The sequence below is a fragment of the Enterococcus sp. S53 genome, from assembly GCF_016516865.1.
In the GTDB taxonomy this organism is placed as follows: Bacteria; Bacillota; Bacilli; order Lactobacillales; family Enterococcaceae; genus Enterococcus_D; species Enterococcus_D innesii.
This window is the reverse complement of the sequence record NZ_JACVUH010000008.1, coordinates 103823-118737: the sequence shown is the minus strand read 5'-3', so window position 1 is coordinate 118737 and position 14915 is coordinate 103823. Positions and strand designations below refer to the sequence as shown.

Sequence of the window (14915 nt, the reverse complement as noted above, 5' to 3'; positions counted from 1 at the left end):
TTAAGTTAAAAAATAACCGCTGACCTGCTAAAGCTGACGGTTATTTTTTTTTGTCATTTTTCACTGCTGTTAGGATGCCAAAGATGATCGTTGCGATTAAAGAACCGAAACTAATCATTAGCCCTAATGCTTCAGCTACAGACAAAAGGCTTCTCCTTTCTAAAGAGTGAACACTTACTTTCATAAGCATCACCACCTTCCAAAAGATAGCCACCGTCACAAACTTTACTGTACTCGTATTATACCATAACACACGATAAAAACCTATATTTATCAAGGTTTTTAGCGTTTTTTTCTCGACATTATTCAAGCAAAAAGCTTGTTCCTTCAGTCGCTCCAGCCACCACCACCGCTCCTTCAGAAACCGTGTTGTTGACACAACCCGAAATGATCGATAGAAAAAATACCATGGCTAGGCAAAGATCTCTTGTTCTTTTAATGCCAGGATAGACAAAGCGTATCAAAAAAGTCTTTTTATTAAGACGGAGGTAGTAATTTTATTCAAATCAATTTGAATTTTTAAAATCCAATTTAGATATGCGGATAATATTAGTTACACAATTACTTTGATAAAAGAATATTAGAAAGTATGATTTAATTCTACTATTGATAAAAAACTTTTGTTAATAATATAATTATTTGCTATATATATTTTTTTTAGCATCGTTGATATGATTTTAAAATTAGAAAATGGTATAATGTATCCTATAGAGAAGCTTCACTATTCAACTATTCTTACTAGGAAATTAACTCAGTAAATGATGAAATGAATTTTACCATATTATAATGACGGAGGTAGATTGATTATGTTTTCAAAATTTAAAGAAAATTCTAATGCGAAAAAAGAACAAAAAAAACACCTTCAAAGAAAAAAGAATTTTGAACTACGGCAAGCAGGAAAAGATCCTCAAAAAGGCTGGCATAGTATGGTTGACACTGGTATGAGCGGTAGTTGCATGAGAGGTGCTGCGGTTGTTGACATCACAGGAGAAAACTTAGAAACATATAACTATTTTAGTGAGAATCAAAAACAGCTTGCTAAAGAAATAGATAAGAAAAACCAGTAAAAGGAAGCACTTTATTAAGTGTTGGGGACTTGGTTTGTATGTTCAATTATTTTATACGAAAAGACGTGCGAAACACCTTTCTATGTAGAGAAAAAGGTTGATATTTCACTGAAATCTTGCTATACTTACTATGTAAAGAGGAGTTGCGCTAACAACTCCCCTACAGCACCGTTTAAGACGGTGGCAGTACTATTATTTAAACGAAAATAACCGTGACCTGCTAAAGTAGACGGTTATTTTTTTTTGTCATTTTTCACTGCTGTTAGGATGCCAAAGATGATCGTTGCGATTAAAGAACCGAAACTAATCATTAGCCCTAATGCTTCAGCTACAGACAAAAGGCTTCTCCTTTCTAAAGAGTGAACACTTACTTTCATAAGCATCACCACCTTCCAAAAGATAGCCACCGTCACAAACTTTACTGTACTCATATTATACCATAACCCACGCTAAAAACCTAGATTTATCAAGGTTTTTAGCGTTTTTTTATCGACATTATTCAAGCAAAAAGCTTGTTCCTTCAGTCGCTCCAGCCACCACCACCGCTCCTTCAGAAACCGTGTTGTTGACACAACCCGAAGTGATCAATAGAAAAAATTACCAGCATCAGGCAGAGATCTCTTGTTCTTTTAAAGCTAAAATAGACAAAGCATTCGCAAACTGCAGTAAGCTGGATTGAGAATCATCGACGATCACATTTTTCTGATAATGGATCCGATCGCTCACATGATTGATTGATAATCCGTAGACAAAACGCATCAAAAAAATCTTTCGTCTCCGATCGGTGATTTCTGGTTTATATGGATGGCTAATGGCCGTAAGACCCAAAGAAAACAAGTGGTGAAAGTAAAGAAACTCTTGTTTGAACTGCTGATTTTCTTGAACAAAGCTAGAGTGTTTGATTTCTGGTATATCTTGGTCTAAGAGCGAATACGTTGAATGGATCGGCGGCATCCTCGTCAATCCCATCCTTTCTCTTGAAACAAGATAACTAGAGAGCATCGATCCGATCTCTCCTTTGGTTTTTTCCCAATCGATCACCTCTTTTTCAGGTAATTCAAATTGGTGAACATCAAATAATCGCACATTATTCCTCTTTTCATGATAGGTGATACAAACAGTTGTCGTTTGAACCTGAGTTTTATATCAAAAAAGACCTGGGGTTTCCAGGTCTTTTTTCATCTTTGTTTCTCAAAATGGCAAATCATCATCTGGTAAATCGATTGCCGAACTGCTTTGTGCAAATGGATCCGTTTCTTGTTTAGGCAGCGGCGGCGGTGTTGGTTTGCTTTTTTCAGCTGTTTCGTTGGACTCATTCGCACGCTGCTCAGACATATCTTTTGATTCCATTAATTGAAACGTCTCTGCCACGATTTCTGTGACGTACACTCGCTGTCCTTGTGGGTTATCGTAAGATCTTGTCTGAATACGTCCAGTCACGCCGAGAAGCGTCCCTTTCTTTGCGTAATTGGCAAGGGTTTCGGCTGGTTTGCGCCAAATGACACAATTGATGAAGTCCGCTTCTCTTTGACCGCTTTGATTGGTAAAATTTCGATTCACGGCCAAAGTGAACGTGGCCACTGCAGCCCCGTTCGGTGTAAATTTTAATTCTGGATCTCTTGTTAATCTTCCTACTAATACGACGTTATTGATCATGCTTTATTCCCTACTTTCTTTGCTTTTTTTGGCGCATTGACAAATGAGACAAAAGTGATCTGTCCCGTATCGCTCAACTTGATTTTTGCATTATAGGTCGTCTTGTCTGCCTTTTTGATTCCTGAAACCACGGTTTCTTTCCCGACTAACAAATCCTTCAGATTGGTTTTCGTCAATTTTTTCTTCCGGAACTGATCAGATAACGTAAACGTACAGTTGGGATAATTCGAACAACCGTAGAAAGACTTTTTCAATACCACATTTCCGCCACATTTCGGACATTTACCGATCGTCTGTTTATCAGCTTCTTTTTTGACTTCCGCTTGGTAGGTGTGGAAATTCAACTTCTGAACATCATCTGGCACGTGTTCGATCAAATGCACGATAAACTTCTTGATATTGGCAATAAAGGTCTCTTGATTCCCTTCTTTTTTACCGATTTTCTTTAAGTACGTTTCCCATTTTGCCGTCATTTCAGCACTCGTCAATAAGTGCTGGCTTTCGACTGCTTGGCACAATAATTTTCCTTTTTCGGTTACGATCAATTTATTTTTTTCTACTTTGATATATTCTTTTTGCTTCAGTGTTTCAATAATGCTCGCACGTGTCGCTTCTGTACCGATTCCTTCGACTTCCTGAAGGATCTTGATCGCTTGTTCATCATCTACGGTCTTATTAGCCGTTTTCATTGCTGTAAGCAACGTGCCTTCAGTAAATGGTTTCGGCGGCTGCGTCTCTTTCTGCACGCTTTTTACCTCCGCTTGAATCGCTTCACCGATCATCACAACTGGTAATGTTTGGCTCTCTTCGCTCTCCTTGTTGGTATCGGCTTTGAATAGGATCTTCCATCCCTCGACTTTTGGCACTTTTCCCGTCGCTTTAAAACAGAGATTTGATACCATAGTTTCTATTACGGTTTCTTCATACGTGTAATCTGGTAAAAACATGGCGATCGTTGTTTTCATGACGAGCAGATAGATTTTCTTTTGTAGATCATCTAATTTATTAAAGGCTGACTCACTTGCGACTTGCTTTGTTGGGATAATGGCGTAATGCTCTTGCACCTTACTACCATCGACATATCGCTTTCTTGGCTGATCTTGTGCCATGGGTTCATCTATGGATAAAAAACGGGCATAACTGGCGTAATTCGCTTTTAAGTACTGAAATTCACTGTCTGTAATAAATGGTGTGTCTGTTCTTGGATAGCTCAACAATTTTGCTTCATACAGTCCTTGCATGGCTTTCAACGTCTGACTGGCTGTTGCTTTGTACAGCTGATTGATTTTTGACTGCAGGCTGCTCAATGAGAATAAATTGGGACTATTCGTTTTCTTCATTTTTGTTTGAAGATCTTTGATCGTTCCTGGTTGTGTGCCGATTGCAGCGCCCTTAGAAGAAACAAAGGAAAGTAGTTCCTCTTTAGTAGAAAAACGTTGTGACGGGCTTAATAGGGCTTTGAACGAGCCATTCGTTGCCTTGATCAATGATTCGATTTCATAAAATGGTTCTTTTTTAAAATGCTCGATCAGTTGTTGGCGTTGATAGATCATGTAAAGCGTTGGTGTTTGTACCCGTCCAAGAGAAAACGTTCCATTTGCTCCTTTTGCACGAAGATTCAACGTGTAAAGCATACTCCCGTTCATGCCAATGAGCCAGTCGGCAATTTGCCGTGTCTGTGCTTCTTGATAAAAAGGATAATAGTCCATTCCTGGTTTTAAGTTTTGAAACCCACTACGAATCACATCTTTTTCAAGACTGTTGATCCATAGGCGCTTGTACACTTTTTTATTGGAAAAGGCGCCTGATTCATGAATGATCGACCAGGCGATATTTTCCCCCTCTCGATCGCTATCTGTTGCAATAATGATCGTATCGGCTTTCTTTAGCAGTCCGGAAACGATCTTAAATTGTTTTTTCTTATCAGCTGCGACCTGAAAATCGTATTGTTGCGGAAAGATAGGCAATGCATCCAATGCCCAATTCTTCCATTTTTCATCATAATGTCCTGGTTCTGCTAATTCGACCAAATGACCGAAGCCAAAGGTGATAAAGGTCTCATCTGAAAAAATTGGATCTTGGATCTCAAAAAAGCCATCCTTTTTCACGCTATGCTTAAAAGCACCTGCATAGGAAGCTGCTTGACTTGGTTTTTCTGCTAAAATTACGGTAGTCAATACATAAACACCTCTTTTTTTGTGATTGATAATCAGTATAACGAAAAATGGTTTAGATTTCTTATAAACCAGGAATCAGGGCAATAAAATTATAAGCACTATGAACGATCATCGATCCATAGGCTTTTTTTGTTTTGAGTGAAACCCATGAATAGACCAGGCTGTTAAAAAAATAGGGCAGTAGAAAAACCTGCCCATGTAAAACAGAAAAAATGAAGCTAGAGAAAAAGACTGCAGCTGGTAAATTCGTGCGTCGAATCAAAAAAGGCAATAGTTTGACCCGTATCAAGTATTCTTCAATGATCGGTGCCAATACAATAGAGAACGTTGCGGCAGAAATGGAAATTCCATGTCTTGCTTCAGGAAGTCTAGGAAGATACGTTGAAAAAAATTGTTCGCCGATCCACATACTAAGAAGGGACAGCACCACGGCCATCCCTATTCCCTGAATGATTGTAAAAATCATTCGTTTCATCCGTTCACCTTCTTTATAAGCTCAATGATGGTTCAGATTCGAGAGACTTTTTTCTTTGATTTTCGCCTTCGTTTATTTGATAGACCAGCTCATTGTTCCAATCCCATTTTTGCGTTTCTTGTCCGACCGGAGCTTGCGGAAACTCTGCTTGAAATTCAAGGGGCGCTTTTTCTTTTTGATTGAAAGTAAATTGTTGGAACTTATCGAAAAAGGCTTTTCCGGCTTCATCGTTATCGACACACAAGGCAATTTCTTCAATTCCTGAAGGACTGACTTGTTGTGCTTCTTCCAAATAGTGATAAACCGTTTCTGGCTTCAATCCTTCCATAGAAACAAACCAGGTATCTTTTAGATCGCTTTTATTCAAGGACATATAGCTCATAAGATCGACGCCAGCTTCAAAAAACTTCAATTTCTTCGGCTCGCCATTGCGTACATTAAACCCGATTTTACTATCGGATCCTGTCTGAATTTTCTTCCACGTTGAATCCGGAATCGTGCCTTTTTCGCTGCAGCCGGCAATTTTCCCATGATCATTCCATAATAACAAGACATTGTTGCGCTTGTCTTGTTGTAAGAGACCTTTATTATGAAGAACGCTAACGATTTCTTCATCAATGCAGCGATCCTCGATCAAATATTTCTTCGCACGAACAAAGTCCCGTTCGTTTTCTTTGTTGTAAGTAAATTCCCGTTGTTCAGACGGTGCTACATCGGAAATCTCATACTCGCTATCTGTAATATGGTGTACAGCGGATTTAAAATCCTCGATACCAACAACTTTTTGAACGAAATCGATTGGCCCACCGCCAAAGTTCCCATTATTTTCTATAAACAAGTTCTTATCAGCCGTGATCACTAAGGAATGATTGTCAGCTAGCCGATACTGTTTTTTTGAGTCCTGAATCAAGTCGATGCCATTTTTCAAAGCGATATCTAGGATCGATACCGTCTTCGCAAAAGCAATCTGTTCTGAGAACGTTTTGTACGTCTTTTGTGATTCGGTCAGCTTTTGTTTTTCTACCGTGGGCGCTTGCTCTTGTTCTTGTTGTTCCAATTCTTGTTGGATCATAAGTTGCGTGTCGATCTGTTCAATCATTTGACGAGAGAACACTTTCACCTCTTCCATTTGAGCTAATTTATCCTCAACGGTTTGTCCATTCTTTGTCCAAGCCGCAATATAAGGAATCGATTCTTCTTTCGTATCAATGCCGTAATGGTGGGCAACGATATACGCAGCCAGCTCCGCTTGAAATTCTTTGACTGAGCTAGAATAAGTCGAGTTACTCGTTTTTGAGTGAAGCTTTGCATGTGCCAATTCGTGGATCATGGTTGGCACTTGTTCTGCTTGAGTAAACCGAGGATTCATGAAAAGCATTTCTGAGCCATCGATGCCCTGACCATATGCCCCTTTTGCGGTTCCTAACACTGGCGTAACAGTCGTTAGATCATCAATGATCGTTAGGCCTTCTGATAAGGCATAGGTTTCTAATGATTGGTATAACAGTTTCGTGTTTGTGGCTTTCGTCAAATCAAAGTTATAAGGACGATTAGGGAAAATTTTCGGCAGATCATCGGCTGTGGCCGTCGTCTGACTAATGTCAAAGACCGGCACGTTTTTGAATGCCCTTCTTTCTTCTGTTTTCAATTCTCCTTTGAGAATCTTCTCTTTTTGTAGCTTAGTGGCTTTCGATAATGATTGCGTACGTCCCTGTTCGTTGATAAAACATTTATAGGTCGTTGGCGCTAAAACCCGTATGGCTTTTTCTCCCTTGCGAATAAAAAAGCCAGCTTCTTTGAATTTTTTCGCACCGGCCACAGCGTGAGCATGAGGTAATTGCTTTTGGATCAATGCCGTATTTTTTAGTGAGTAATTGTAAAACTTACTCATAAACGCACCTAATTCTAAGACGTCTTCCGGATCATCAAAATGATTCTTGATATTTTCCATGGCATCTTTGACGAGTTGGTCGGTTTCTTTTTTTAGTTCCTCGGCTGATTTTCTTTTTTTGACTGACCGTTTTTCTTCAGAGTGTTCAACTTTCTTTTGAGTATCTATGCTATCGATTGTGAGTTTCCCTTGTGTCAAAGGTAATGCCGTTCCTTTATAGTAATCACTCGGATCAAATTCGATCAGTCCATGATCAATAGGCACGCCCATATAAACATTATTTTGTTTTTTATAGTCATTCCATTGGCTAATGAAAGAGGAAAGATATTTTGGATTCAATCGGTTATTTACCAAAAAATCACCATTCAATTTCTCTTTAGCTTCTTTATGATCTTGACTGAACCAAATATTTTCTTCAGTTAATTTCGCATGTAAATCAAACTCATAGGACGCTACTGTACTTTTAAAAATATTTTCCTCATCCGTAAAGATTCTGAAAAAAGCTCCTTCTGCATGGTTTTCAATTCTTAAATAGTAAGCTGCTTTTGAACGTTCGTTTGTTACAACATTCGTCTTATCTTGTGCAGCTAACGATTCGAGCTTTTTATAATAGTCTTGGTTACTATTGACCCCGTCCCCGACGTCTAAACGAAACGCATCGACGATTTCTCCATCTTTAATTTCCTGAAAGTAAAATTTGTAATACCCACTTTCCATTGGTCGATCTAAACGTTTGATTTCTTCGATCAAAGGTTATGAAACGATCTCTCCTTCAAAATTACGAATGCTTTCCGACCCCTCGTTAAATTCCACTCGGTAGAAATGGTTCAAGGCAGCTTCTTGATCTTTTGTAGCATTGGGTATTTCTTCAGTGTTAAAATTTAGTTCGCTTAAAATATCAGAAATGACCGACTGTTCTGCTTCCGTTTTTGCCGCATACCGTTGAGAAGGTGCGAATGTTCCCGACTCTGTTAATTCAACGGCCAGTTTTCGATAGCCTTTTACAAAGTAGATCATTGGATTTTTTTTCCATTGTGTCAGACGTCCACTTTCAATCATTTTTTGCGCTTGTTCATTCATATGTTTATCCGCCCTTTCTGATCGACGCTTCAATTCTTCTAACTCAACCAGTTGCTTTTCGTATTTCCGAATCGTTGCGGCCGAATACATCGAGTTTCCTTGCTTTGCTTGTTCGATTTCTGCTTTGATCATTAGAATATTATCAACGCTCATGATCAGACCACCTTGATTATTTAGGCCGAGTTCTTTGCGTTCCTTTTGGTGTTCCAGCATCGAGATCCGTTCCTCTTGTGCTTCTATTTCACGAAGCAAAGTTCTAGCCCTACCTTCCAGCTGCTCTTGCCTATTAAAAAAAGATCGGCCATTTGCTTTCTCATTCATTGGCTGACCGTTTGTTTGTGCTTGATGGTCAAAGACTCTTGAAATTTGCGCACTGTACTCTCTCTTCAGACGTTCCAACTTTCTTTTTGCTCTTGCTAATCGACTATTGTCCGTTTCTTGTCGATCATTGTCCTGTTGTTCCATCAACTTTCCCTCCAAAAAAAGACCGGCTTTCGCCGATCTTCTTTTTTTATTCTGCTATTTACTGATTGAAAGCAGCCACTCTGAATCCGAAAAAAATTTTTCTACGGCTGGTTTTGACTTTATTTTAGATCCAGCTGAACGATCAACGGCTCCCCTTCTTGCGTTGCTTCATCCAACATTAAAGAATAAACATCGGCATCTTCTTTCGTGATACGTACCTGTTGCGCACTCATTTCGCCAGCACCCACTTCTTGAATACGCATCGTTTGGTTCTCCGGATCCACGCTATTGATAAAGTAATAATTTTCCATGACTTTCCTCTTTCTCCTAATTGAATAGGTCTGAATCTTGACTCATTTTTGCTTGTTCGATTTCACGCTGCAGCTTTTCAAAGGCTACTTTATTTTTGAATTGATCAAATTCATTGCTCGTCACCCGTTCCAGGTGTTTGACTTGATTTGTGACCGACCGACGATACTTGAATGATTCCTTAAATGGTTTGGTTCGCTCACTTAGATTTCTCTTTGGCGGTGATCGACTTTCATTCGTTTCTTTCCCCTTGAAGTACCCCTGTTTCATTCTATTGTATATTTCTTTGTTAGGGTTTTGTTGTCCTGATACCGAAGATCGATGGAAAGGTTTGTCTTGTTGGGAAGAATCATTTTCCTTTTTTAGTTCTTGGAGGATACTGTTTCCTAATCGATAGTATATGCCATCCGGCCCGTACATTCGGCCATCGTAAAATGATTTTTTCTCTTTGCTGGGATCTCCCTCACCATAAGTAGCTTTCTTGAAAATGTCTTCCTCTTTTGCCAGCTGTTTGAATTCTTCAAAGTGGCCATTGTCTTTCATCAATGAATCAATCAGCTGGTTCATTGTTTCTCGACTTTCTGGCGTTAAGTTTTTACTATTCCACTTGCTTTGATTCTCCGGCAGCTGCGCTTTTAATTCCTCAAGTAACAAAACACTTTCTTTTTTTGGTGTTGCCATTTCTGTTTTGATTTCATTACGCAGACCATTTCTCAAATCATTCAATCGTTCCAATTCGCTCGAACGATCAAAGATCAGATTCGCAAAAGTCGATTTCATTTTTTCTAATGTTTCATCGGAACGTTGCCCTTTTCGTTCATAGCGATTATGCTCTTTAACAAAAATCATTTCACGGGTAGGTTCGACTTCCGTCGTCGCAAAATGCACGTGAAAGTGACCTGTATTGTAATGGATCTCACCTACACTGATTGTGGATCCATTTAATTTTTCTTTCTCATAAAGAACGTTCATCATCTTTCGACCGGCCATGATCAACGGTTCCCTTTTTAATTCATTTGAATATGGATTGTAAATGCCTGCTTCAATCAATGCTTTTGTATCGAAAGACACCACATCTTGAAACAAAACAGATTCATTTTTGTTCGCTCGATCGAATAAATCTTTGTATTGTTCAACTTCATTTTGTGTCAAATCATCATTATTAAAATCAAACATTCCTGTATTCAGTGACCATATTTTTTCTTGGGTTTCCTTTTGCATGATCTCGATTTGTGCTTTTGATAAAGTCGAATAATCAGCGAGACGTTTGTTGATCTCACCTAATGATACTCTTTCTTCAGCTGTCAATTTTGATTGAGCGAGTAACGCATTTTTTCGATCCATATAATCCAAATAGCCTTCAAATGATTGACTAGGATCGTCATTCGTCATGGCCGTTTCAAAATCAGAAAGGTCTTTTTCTTTATACACTTTCTTATCTTCTCGATCCATATACTTTACATACTCAGAATCAAACGAAATAACAAAACCGCTCATTAGGTTTATATAAGAGCCAGCAGATTGTGCCATGTGATCACCTCGTTCATTTAAATGCCATCAGATTCAAATGCACGATACAAAAGCGCATTATTCGTGTCGACGTATTGTTGTAGAATGTGCTTAAAATCATCTAAACTATCTTTAATCGCATCAACTTCTCGATTATTCGTTAGATCATTGATCATTTCATTTTGAAGAATCTGGTTGATCACTTCGTTTCGAGTGACTTTTTTTCCTGTATTAAAGGTTTGTTTCTTAGCTCGCTGTTCGAGGTACGCAACCAACGGCTCGTTTTCAATTATTAAAGTAAATCTTGGCATGAGAAAACCTCCAGCTATTTAATCATTTTGAATCTTATGAGTGCCTAAAAGAGGTAGAACAATGAAAGAGCATAAGGTGAACGCACCACTCTCATGGAGAGAGTGGGAAAATAGGCTGTGCCTATTGCGTTTCAAGACCTTCAGAGAAGTCACCACAACCCTTTTTTTAATGGCACTCAGCTACCACTACAGATGGCACCTAGGTGGTACTTTTTGTAAAAAGTGCCACCTAGGTGCCACCATCAACCCTCAATTATTTTGGTAAATATTGGGAAACAATATCATTAAAATCACGTTCTTTTTTGACATCTTCTTGAACAGATTTGACCTTTTTCTTTTTTTCTTTCTTTGATTCGTCCTTCCTATTTTTAAAGCGATAGTTCTTATTTCGAACAACTCTCTTACTCATTGTGACTGCTTCTTGATAAACATCTGAAGAAAAAAGGTCTTGTATTTTGGTATGATCTTGCTCCAATTTTGCATTGGTCATAATCTCTAATAAAGACAAAGAATCCAATACTTTTTTTTCGAAATTTATTTCTTTTCTCACCCGATTAAGTAATTCAAGCAGCGCATATCGAATCATCGGACTGTCTTTAATATCCTCGTCAACGGGCAAATATGTTTTTAATTCTTTCAAAGCATCTTCATGTTCCGTGTCTAAAAATACCGGAATTCGTTTCTTTGACATGCTATCTCACACACCTTTTTTGAGTTCGTCAATTTTCGATTCAATCAACTGAATCGTCTTTTCGATATCAGAAATTTTGGTTTGATTATCTGAAATGTTCCCTTTAAATGATTCAATCGTATTCTCCAAAGTGGTGATTGAATCTTCCGTTTTTGCTAACTGCTCTCCGACTTGGTATTCTTTTTCTTCAGTGAAAGAAGCAATTTTTTCTCGTGTATTTTTGATTTCTTCGATAAGAGATTTGTTCTCTTCCTCAATCATTTTTCTGTTTAGCTGCTGTAATCGGATATCATTTTCAAGTCCGCTGATTTTCAATTCAGCTTGACTTAAAGTTGAAAGATCACTTTTAATGATCGTCGATTTTTCTTGGGATCCATACAGACTAAGCGCTGATTCATCGGAATCTTTTGATCGTTTATACGTAACATCAAACCGCAAAGCGCCGAATTCATCGTCGATATTTTGTGCTAAAAGAACAAAATAATTTTCAGAAACGGGAATTACTTCTACTTTTAACGGTGTATTGATATCTTCTTTTGTGACGACAGTTGCCTTTGTAACTGGCTCTCCATCAGATACAAGATCGACTTCTGAATCGACATAAATATCCATTCGATAACTTTTACTAACTGGTGAATATTGTTTTTTTAGTACTGTGACCTCTCCTGCATCAAAAGGAATCGGCTTTTCAACTGACGATTCCGAATACGCATTTGCTGGTTTTGATAACACAGCTTGACCGATGATCGATAGAAATAAAAAACCAAAAGCCATTAATATTTTGGTGTATGTTTGTGTCTTCGTTCGAAAATGTTTTTGTTTTATTTTCGATTTCATTTCCTTTACTGAAGAAATAAAGTGAGAGATTTTTCCGAAAATAACCATCATTCATCCCCCTTTTTTAATTTGGTATTTGTTGCGATCAGCTCATAATGATCGATTTGATTCGAATCACTGACGTGCGCAGATGCTACATAAACAAGGACTTGATTTGAATCCAATCCTTCATATTTGAGATCAAAAACGACGAAATAGGTTTGATCATCGTTCGTATAAACACGTAGATCTTCTACGCTCATTTTGGCATCTTCATTGTCCATATCCCCAATCGATTGCTTCATTTCTTGGTTATATTCGTCAGTAATCAACTTCTTTTCGTTCAACAGCGAAACACGATCTTTAAGAAATGGTTCATCTTTTGTGTTGAAATAGGTCGTCACAAAGTCTTGCACAACGGCACTTTTTTCATCCGTTGATTGATTTGTTTGTTCACTTTCAACGGTTTCTGATGCCTGATTTTCAGTAGGAACAACCGTGCTGCTATTGTCCGGCTCCGAATGGTTTTCTTCAATAGATTGTTCAATTTTGGTTTCTGAAACAGCTTCTGATTGTTTGCTTGAATGCCAGATAAAGAGTCCAAAAACTCCCCAGCTAGCTAATAAACCAAGTATTAAAATACCGCTCAATCGTTGATAACTCATGATCTCAACTCCTCATTTTTATTTTCTTCTTGAAAATAGTCCATTCGATAAATACGTGGCTCATCTTCCATTTCAAATCGTATGCCGTGACGCTTATAATGACCGATCAAATCTTCTTTCTCTGCTTCGTTATAAGATAGGAACACGGCTTCTCTTTGTAGATCCTTCCATATTCGAATGACTATTTTTACAATACCTAGTCCTAAAACGAACAATAAGTATGCTGGTTGAATGATACAGGCCAAACAAAGCAACAAATAATTTACACCGCCAAACAAGAAAAAAATAAGCATATTATTTAGCACCCGAACATCCTTCAGCTTGTCTTTAGATAGAACTACAGTAAAGAAAACAGAGAAAATCATCAGTAACAAAACTAAAATTGTATAAATAAATACAATATTTTGATAGGTTACTTTTGTAATATGGCTACCCAAAATAGCATTTAGTTTACTAACTGGCAACGTGTAAATAGATAGATAGCACCCGACTAAAATGATATAGTCGATCAAAATAGATCCATTCCTCAACCATTTGTACTTCTTAAGTTGTCGATAAAGGTCTGTTTTTTTTAGTTCTTCGAACCATTTGTTTTGGATTTTAATTTGTAAATGCTCTTCTTTCAGCGCATGTTTCCACTGTTTAAAAGCTTCTTTGATCATGTTGTTTCACTCCTTTGCTATGACTTATTTAGGTGTGCCATAGCCCATAATATACTGACTGGTCTTGCCATAATTGCGTTCTTTCGTGCTGTCTCCTGAGTTTCCTTCCAACGTATAGACCGTGCCGTTTGAGTAGCTTTTTACGATTCCCACATGGTCACTGATGCCATCTGCGTCCCAATCAAAGAAGATCACCCACCCATCTTTTGGTTCCACACCGACTGGCTGCCATTCATTTTTTTGTTTGAAGTTTTGAATACCCGTCGGACAGTAGGCGAATTTTTCCATGTTCACATTTGCTTTTGCGGCCACATAGGAAACAAAGACAGCACACCATTCAACACGACCACCATAGCCATACCATGACCAATATTTTTGTCCTCCGACATGCAAACCTTCATCGATTTCTGCTTGAGCGACTTTAGCCATATCACTGCTTCCACCAGGAAGACCGGAACTTTTCGGCGTTAGATATTGTTTAACGATCATGGCATAAAACATATTTCCATAGTCATAACGATAGGTATAACCGAGGTTTACCGCCACCGGATTCGTGTAGGTCACTTGTACGCCGTGAGCGTATTTATTCGAAAAAGCGATCGCTCGATTTAAGTCGTAATTGTTTGTCGAAAAGGACAAGAAACCTGGGCCAAAATTATAGGCCTGAATGAGATTTAACAAATCCATATCCTTATGTGCTTTAACCAAACTGGCGAAATACTTTACACCGACTTCAATGCTCGTATAAGGATCTGAAATCGTGTTAGGGGCATTTCCTTGTGACTCACTGGACTGCATGACATCAGGATAACGAATGGCATTTCCACCCGTCTCTGCTTCAATAATGCCAAGTAAGGGATCCACCATATCAGGGATCCCGTTTTTCTCTGCTTCTTTTGTGACCTTATCTTTCCATTGCATCGTCATTTCTGAGACACTAATTCCGCCCCCCTCAATACCTCCATCAGTCGATGTTGTCTGAGAAGCACCACCGATAAAGATCACGAGAAGCAAGCTGGCTACCACAATAACAAGGGCAGTTAAAACAGCGGTTGAACTACCTAAAAAAGCAAGTAAGAGTTGGATTTTCTCCTTCTTACTTGCTTTTCCGGCCAACAATTTAATTATTTTCGATTTCATT

Annotated in this window: 17 protein-coding genes; 1 reads left to right on the top strand and 16 read right to left on the bottom strand. The window is 38.4% G+C overall.

The features are described 5' to 3' along the window. Positions 1–40 precede the first annotated feature (40 nt). A complete protein-coding gene (locus IAE45_RS18950) occupies positions 41–184 on the bottom strand; it encodes a putative holin-like toxin (RefSeq protein ID WP_080542687.1) in 144 nt (47 codons plus the stop codon). 622 nt (positions 185–806) lie between these two features. On the opposite strand from IAE45_RS18950, the gene IAE45_RS11660 reads away from it, so the two are divergent. Continuing rightward, on the top strand, positions 807–1067 hold the full coding sequence (locus IAE45_RS11660; RefSeq protein WP_200127083.1) for a hypothetical protein: 261 nt from the start codon (positions 807–809) through the stop codon (positions 1065–1067). Positions 1068–1300: 233 nt separating this feature from the next. Here the strand turns inward: IAE45_RS11660 and IAE45_RS18945 are convergent, their stop codons facing one another. The 15 genes from IAE45_RS18945 to IAE45_RS11590 all read right to left on the bottom strand — a co-directional run bounded on the left by IAE45_RS18945 (position 1301) and on the right by IAE45_RS11590 (position 14914). Further along, on the bottom strand, positions 1301–1444 hold the full coding sequence (locus IAE45_RS18945) for a putative holin-like toxin (RefSeq protein WP_080542687.1): 144 nt from the start codon (positions 1442–1444) through the stop codon (positions 1301–1303). A 229-nt stretch (positions 1445–1673) separates the two neighbouring features. After that, positions 1674–2153: a transcriptional regulator gene (locus IAE45_RS11650; protein WP_086299682.1), complete on the bottom strand. Its 480-nt coding sequence runs from the start codon at positions 2151–2153 to the stop codon at positions 1674–1676. Between the two features lie 105 nt (positions 2154–2258). After that, a complete protein-coding gene (gene ssb, locus IAE45_RS11645; RefSeq protein ID WP_086299681.1) occupies positions 2259–2723 on the bottom strand; it encodes a single-stranded DNA-binding protein in 465 nt (154 codons plus the stop codon). After that, positions 2720–4900 (bottom strand): DNA topoisomerase 3, encoded by a 2181-nt coding sequence (locus tag IAE45_RS11640; RefSeq protein WP_200127085.1) that lies wholly within the window; start codon positions 4898–4900, stop codon positions 2720–2722. Before IAE45_RS11640 ends, ssb begins: the two co-directional genes overlap by 4 nt. A gap of 61 nt (positions 4901–4961) precedes the next feature. Further along, the gene (locus IAE45_RS11635) at positions 4962–5375 is read right to left on the bottom strand and encodes a CPBP family intramembrane glutamic endopeptidase (RefSeq protein WP_200127087.1); all 414 of its coding nucleotides are present in this window, start codon (positions 5373–5375) and stop codon (positions 4962–4964) included. 13 nt (positions 5376–5388) lie between these two features. After that, entirely contained in the window at positions 5389–8016 is a 2628-nt protein-coding gene (locus IAE45_RS11630; protein ID WP_233619031.1) for a DUF3991 domain-containing protein, read from the bottom strand. 3 nt (positions 8017–8019) lie between these two features. Continuing rightward, positions 8020–8811: a hypothetical protein gene (locus tag IAE45_RS18940; RefSeq protein WP_233619030.1), complete on the bottom strand. Its 792-nt coding sequence runs from the start codon at positions 8809–8811 to the stop codon at positions 8020–8022. Between the two features lie 119 nt (positions 8812–8930). After that, the gene (locus IAE45_RS11625; RefSeq protein ID WP_005230848.1) at positions 8931–9122 is read right to left on the bottom strand and encodes a hypothetical protein; all 192 of its coding nucleotides are present in this window, start codon (positions 9120–9122) and stop codon (positions 8931–8933) included. Positions 9123–9138: 16 nt separating this feature from the next. Beyond that, entirely contained in the window at positions 9139–10650 is a 1512-nt protein-coding gene (mobP2, locus tag IAE45_RS11620; RefSeq protein WP_200127088.1) for a MobP2 family relaxase, read from the bottom strand. Positions 10651–10667: 17 nt separating this feature from the next. After that, on the bottom strand, positions 10668–10940 hold the full coding sequence (locus tag IAE45_RS11615) for a hypothetical protein (protein WP_005237637.1): 273 nt from the start codon (positions 10938–10940) through the stop codon (positions 10668–10670). Between the two features lie 253 nt (positions 10941–11193). Continuing rightward, a complete protein-coding gene (locus IAE45_RS11610) occupies positions 11194–11631 on the bottom strand; it encodes a hypothetical protein (RefSeq protein WP_200127090.1) in 438 nt (145 codons plus the stop codon). A 6-nt stretch (positions 11632–11637) separates the two neighbouring features. Then, entirely contained in the window at positions 11638–12516 is an 879-nt protein-coding gene (locus IAE45_RS11605; protein ID WP_233619029.1) for a hypothetical protein, read from the bottom strand. Next, the gene (locus tag IAE45_RS19295; protein WP_200127139.1) at positions 12516–12752 is read right to left on the bottom strand and encodes a hypothetical protein; all 237 of its coding nucleotides are present in this window, start codon (positions 12750–12752) and stop codon (positions 12516–12518) included. The genes IAE45_RS11605 and IAE45_RS19295 overlap by 1 nt, the downstream gene beginning before the upstream one ends. A gap of 356 nt (positions 12753–13108) precedes the next feature. Beyond that, positions 13109–13774, bottom strand: coding sequence for a hypothetical protein (locus tag IAE45_RS11595; RefSeq protein WP_200127094.1), 666 nt, complete (start codon positions 13772–13774; stop codon positions 13109–13111). Positions 13775–13798: 24 nt separating this feature from the next. Beyond that, on the bottom strand, positions 13799–14914 hold the full coding sequence (locus IAE45_RS11590; protein ID WP_200127096.1) for a lysozyme family protein: 1116 nt from the start codon (positions 14912–14914) through the stop codon (positions 13799–13801). Position 14915 lies beyond the last annotated feature (1 nt).

Bases quoted from the DNA above. Each gene is read 5' to 3' on its own strand.
- ssb (WP_086299681.1), bottom strand. From the start codon at position 2,723: ATGATCAATAACGTCGTATTAGTAGGAAGATTAACAAGAGATCCAGAA.
- IAE45_RS11610 (WP_200127090.1), bottom strand. From the start codon at position 11,631: ATGTCAAAGAAACGAATTCCGGTATTTTTAGACACGGAACATGAAGAT.
- IAE45_RS11625 (WP_005230848.1), bottom strand. From the start codon at position 9,122: ATGGAAAATTATTACTTTATCAATAGCGTGGATCCGGAGAACCAAACG.
- IAE45_RS11605 (WP_233619029.1), bottom strand. From the start codon at position 12,516: ATGGTTATTTTCGGAAAAATCTCTCACTTTATTTCTTCAGTAAAGGAA.
- IAE45_RS11590 (WP_200127096.1), bottom strand. From the start codon at position 14,914: ATGAAATCGAAAATAATTAAATTGTTGGCCGGAAAAGCAAGTAAGAAG.
- IAE45_RS19295 (WP_200127139.1), bottom strand. From the start codon at position 12,752: ATGAAGCAATCGATTGGGGATATGGACAATGAAGATGCCAAAATGAGC.
- IAE45_RS18940 (WP_233619030.1), bottom strand. From the start codon at position 8,811: ATGGAACAACAGGACAATGATCGACAAGAAACGGACAATAGTCGATTA.
- IAE45_RS18945 (WP_080542687.1), bottom strand. From the start codon at position 1,444: ATGAAAGTAAGTGTTCACTCTTTAGAAAGGAGAAGCCTTTTGTCTGTA.
- IAE45_RS11595 (WP_200127094.1), bottom strand. From the start codon at position 13,774: ATGATCAAAGAAGCTTTTAAACAGTGGAAACATGCGCTGAAAGAAGAG.
- IAE45_RS11615 (WP_005237637.1), bottom strand. From the start codon at position 10,940: ATGCCAAGATTTACTTTAATAATTGAAAACGAGCCGTTGGTTGCGTAC.
- IAE45_RS11635 (WP_200127087.1), bottom strand. From the start codon at position 5,375: ATGAAACGAATGATTTTTACAATCATTCAGGGAATAGGGATGGCCGTG.
- mobP2 (WP_200127088.1), bottom strand. From the start codon at position 10,650: ATGGCACAATCTGCTGGCTCTTATATAAACCTAATGAGCGGTTTTGTT.
- IAE45_RS18950 (WP_080542687.1), bottom strand. From the start codon at position 184: ATGAAAGTAAGTGTTCACTCTTTAGAAAGGAGAAGCCTTTTGTCTGTA.
- IAE45_RS11660 (WP_200127083.1), top strand. From the start codon at position 807: ATGTTTTCAAAATTTAAAGAAAATTCTAATGCGAAAAAAGAACAAAAA.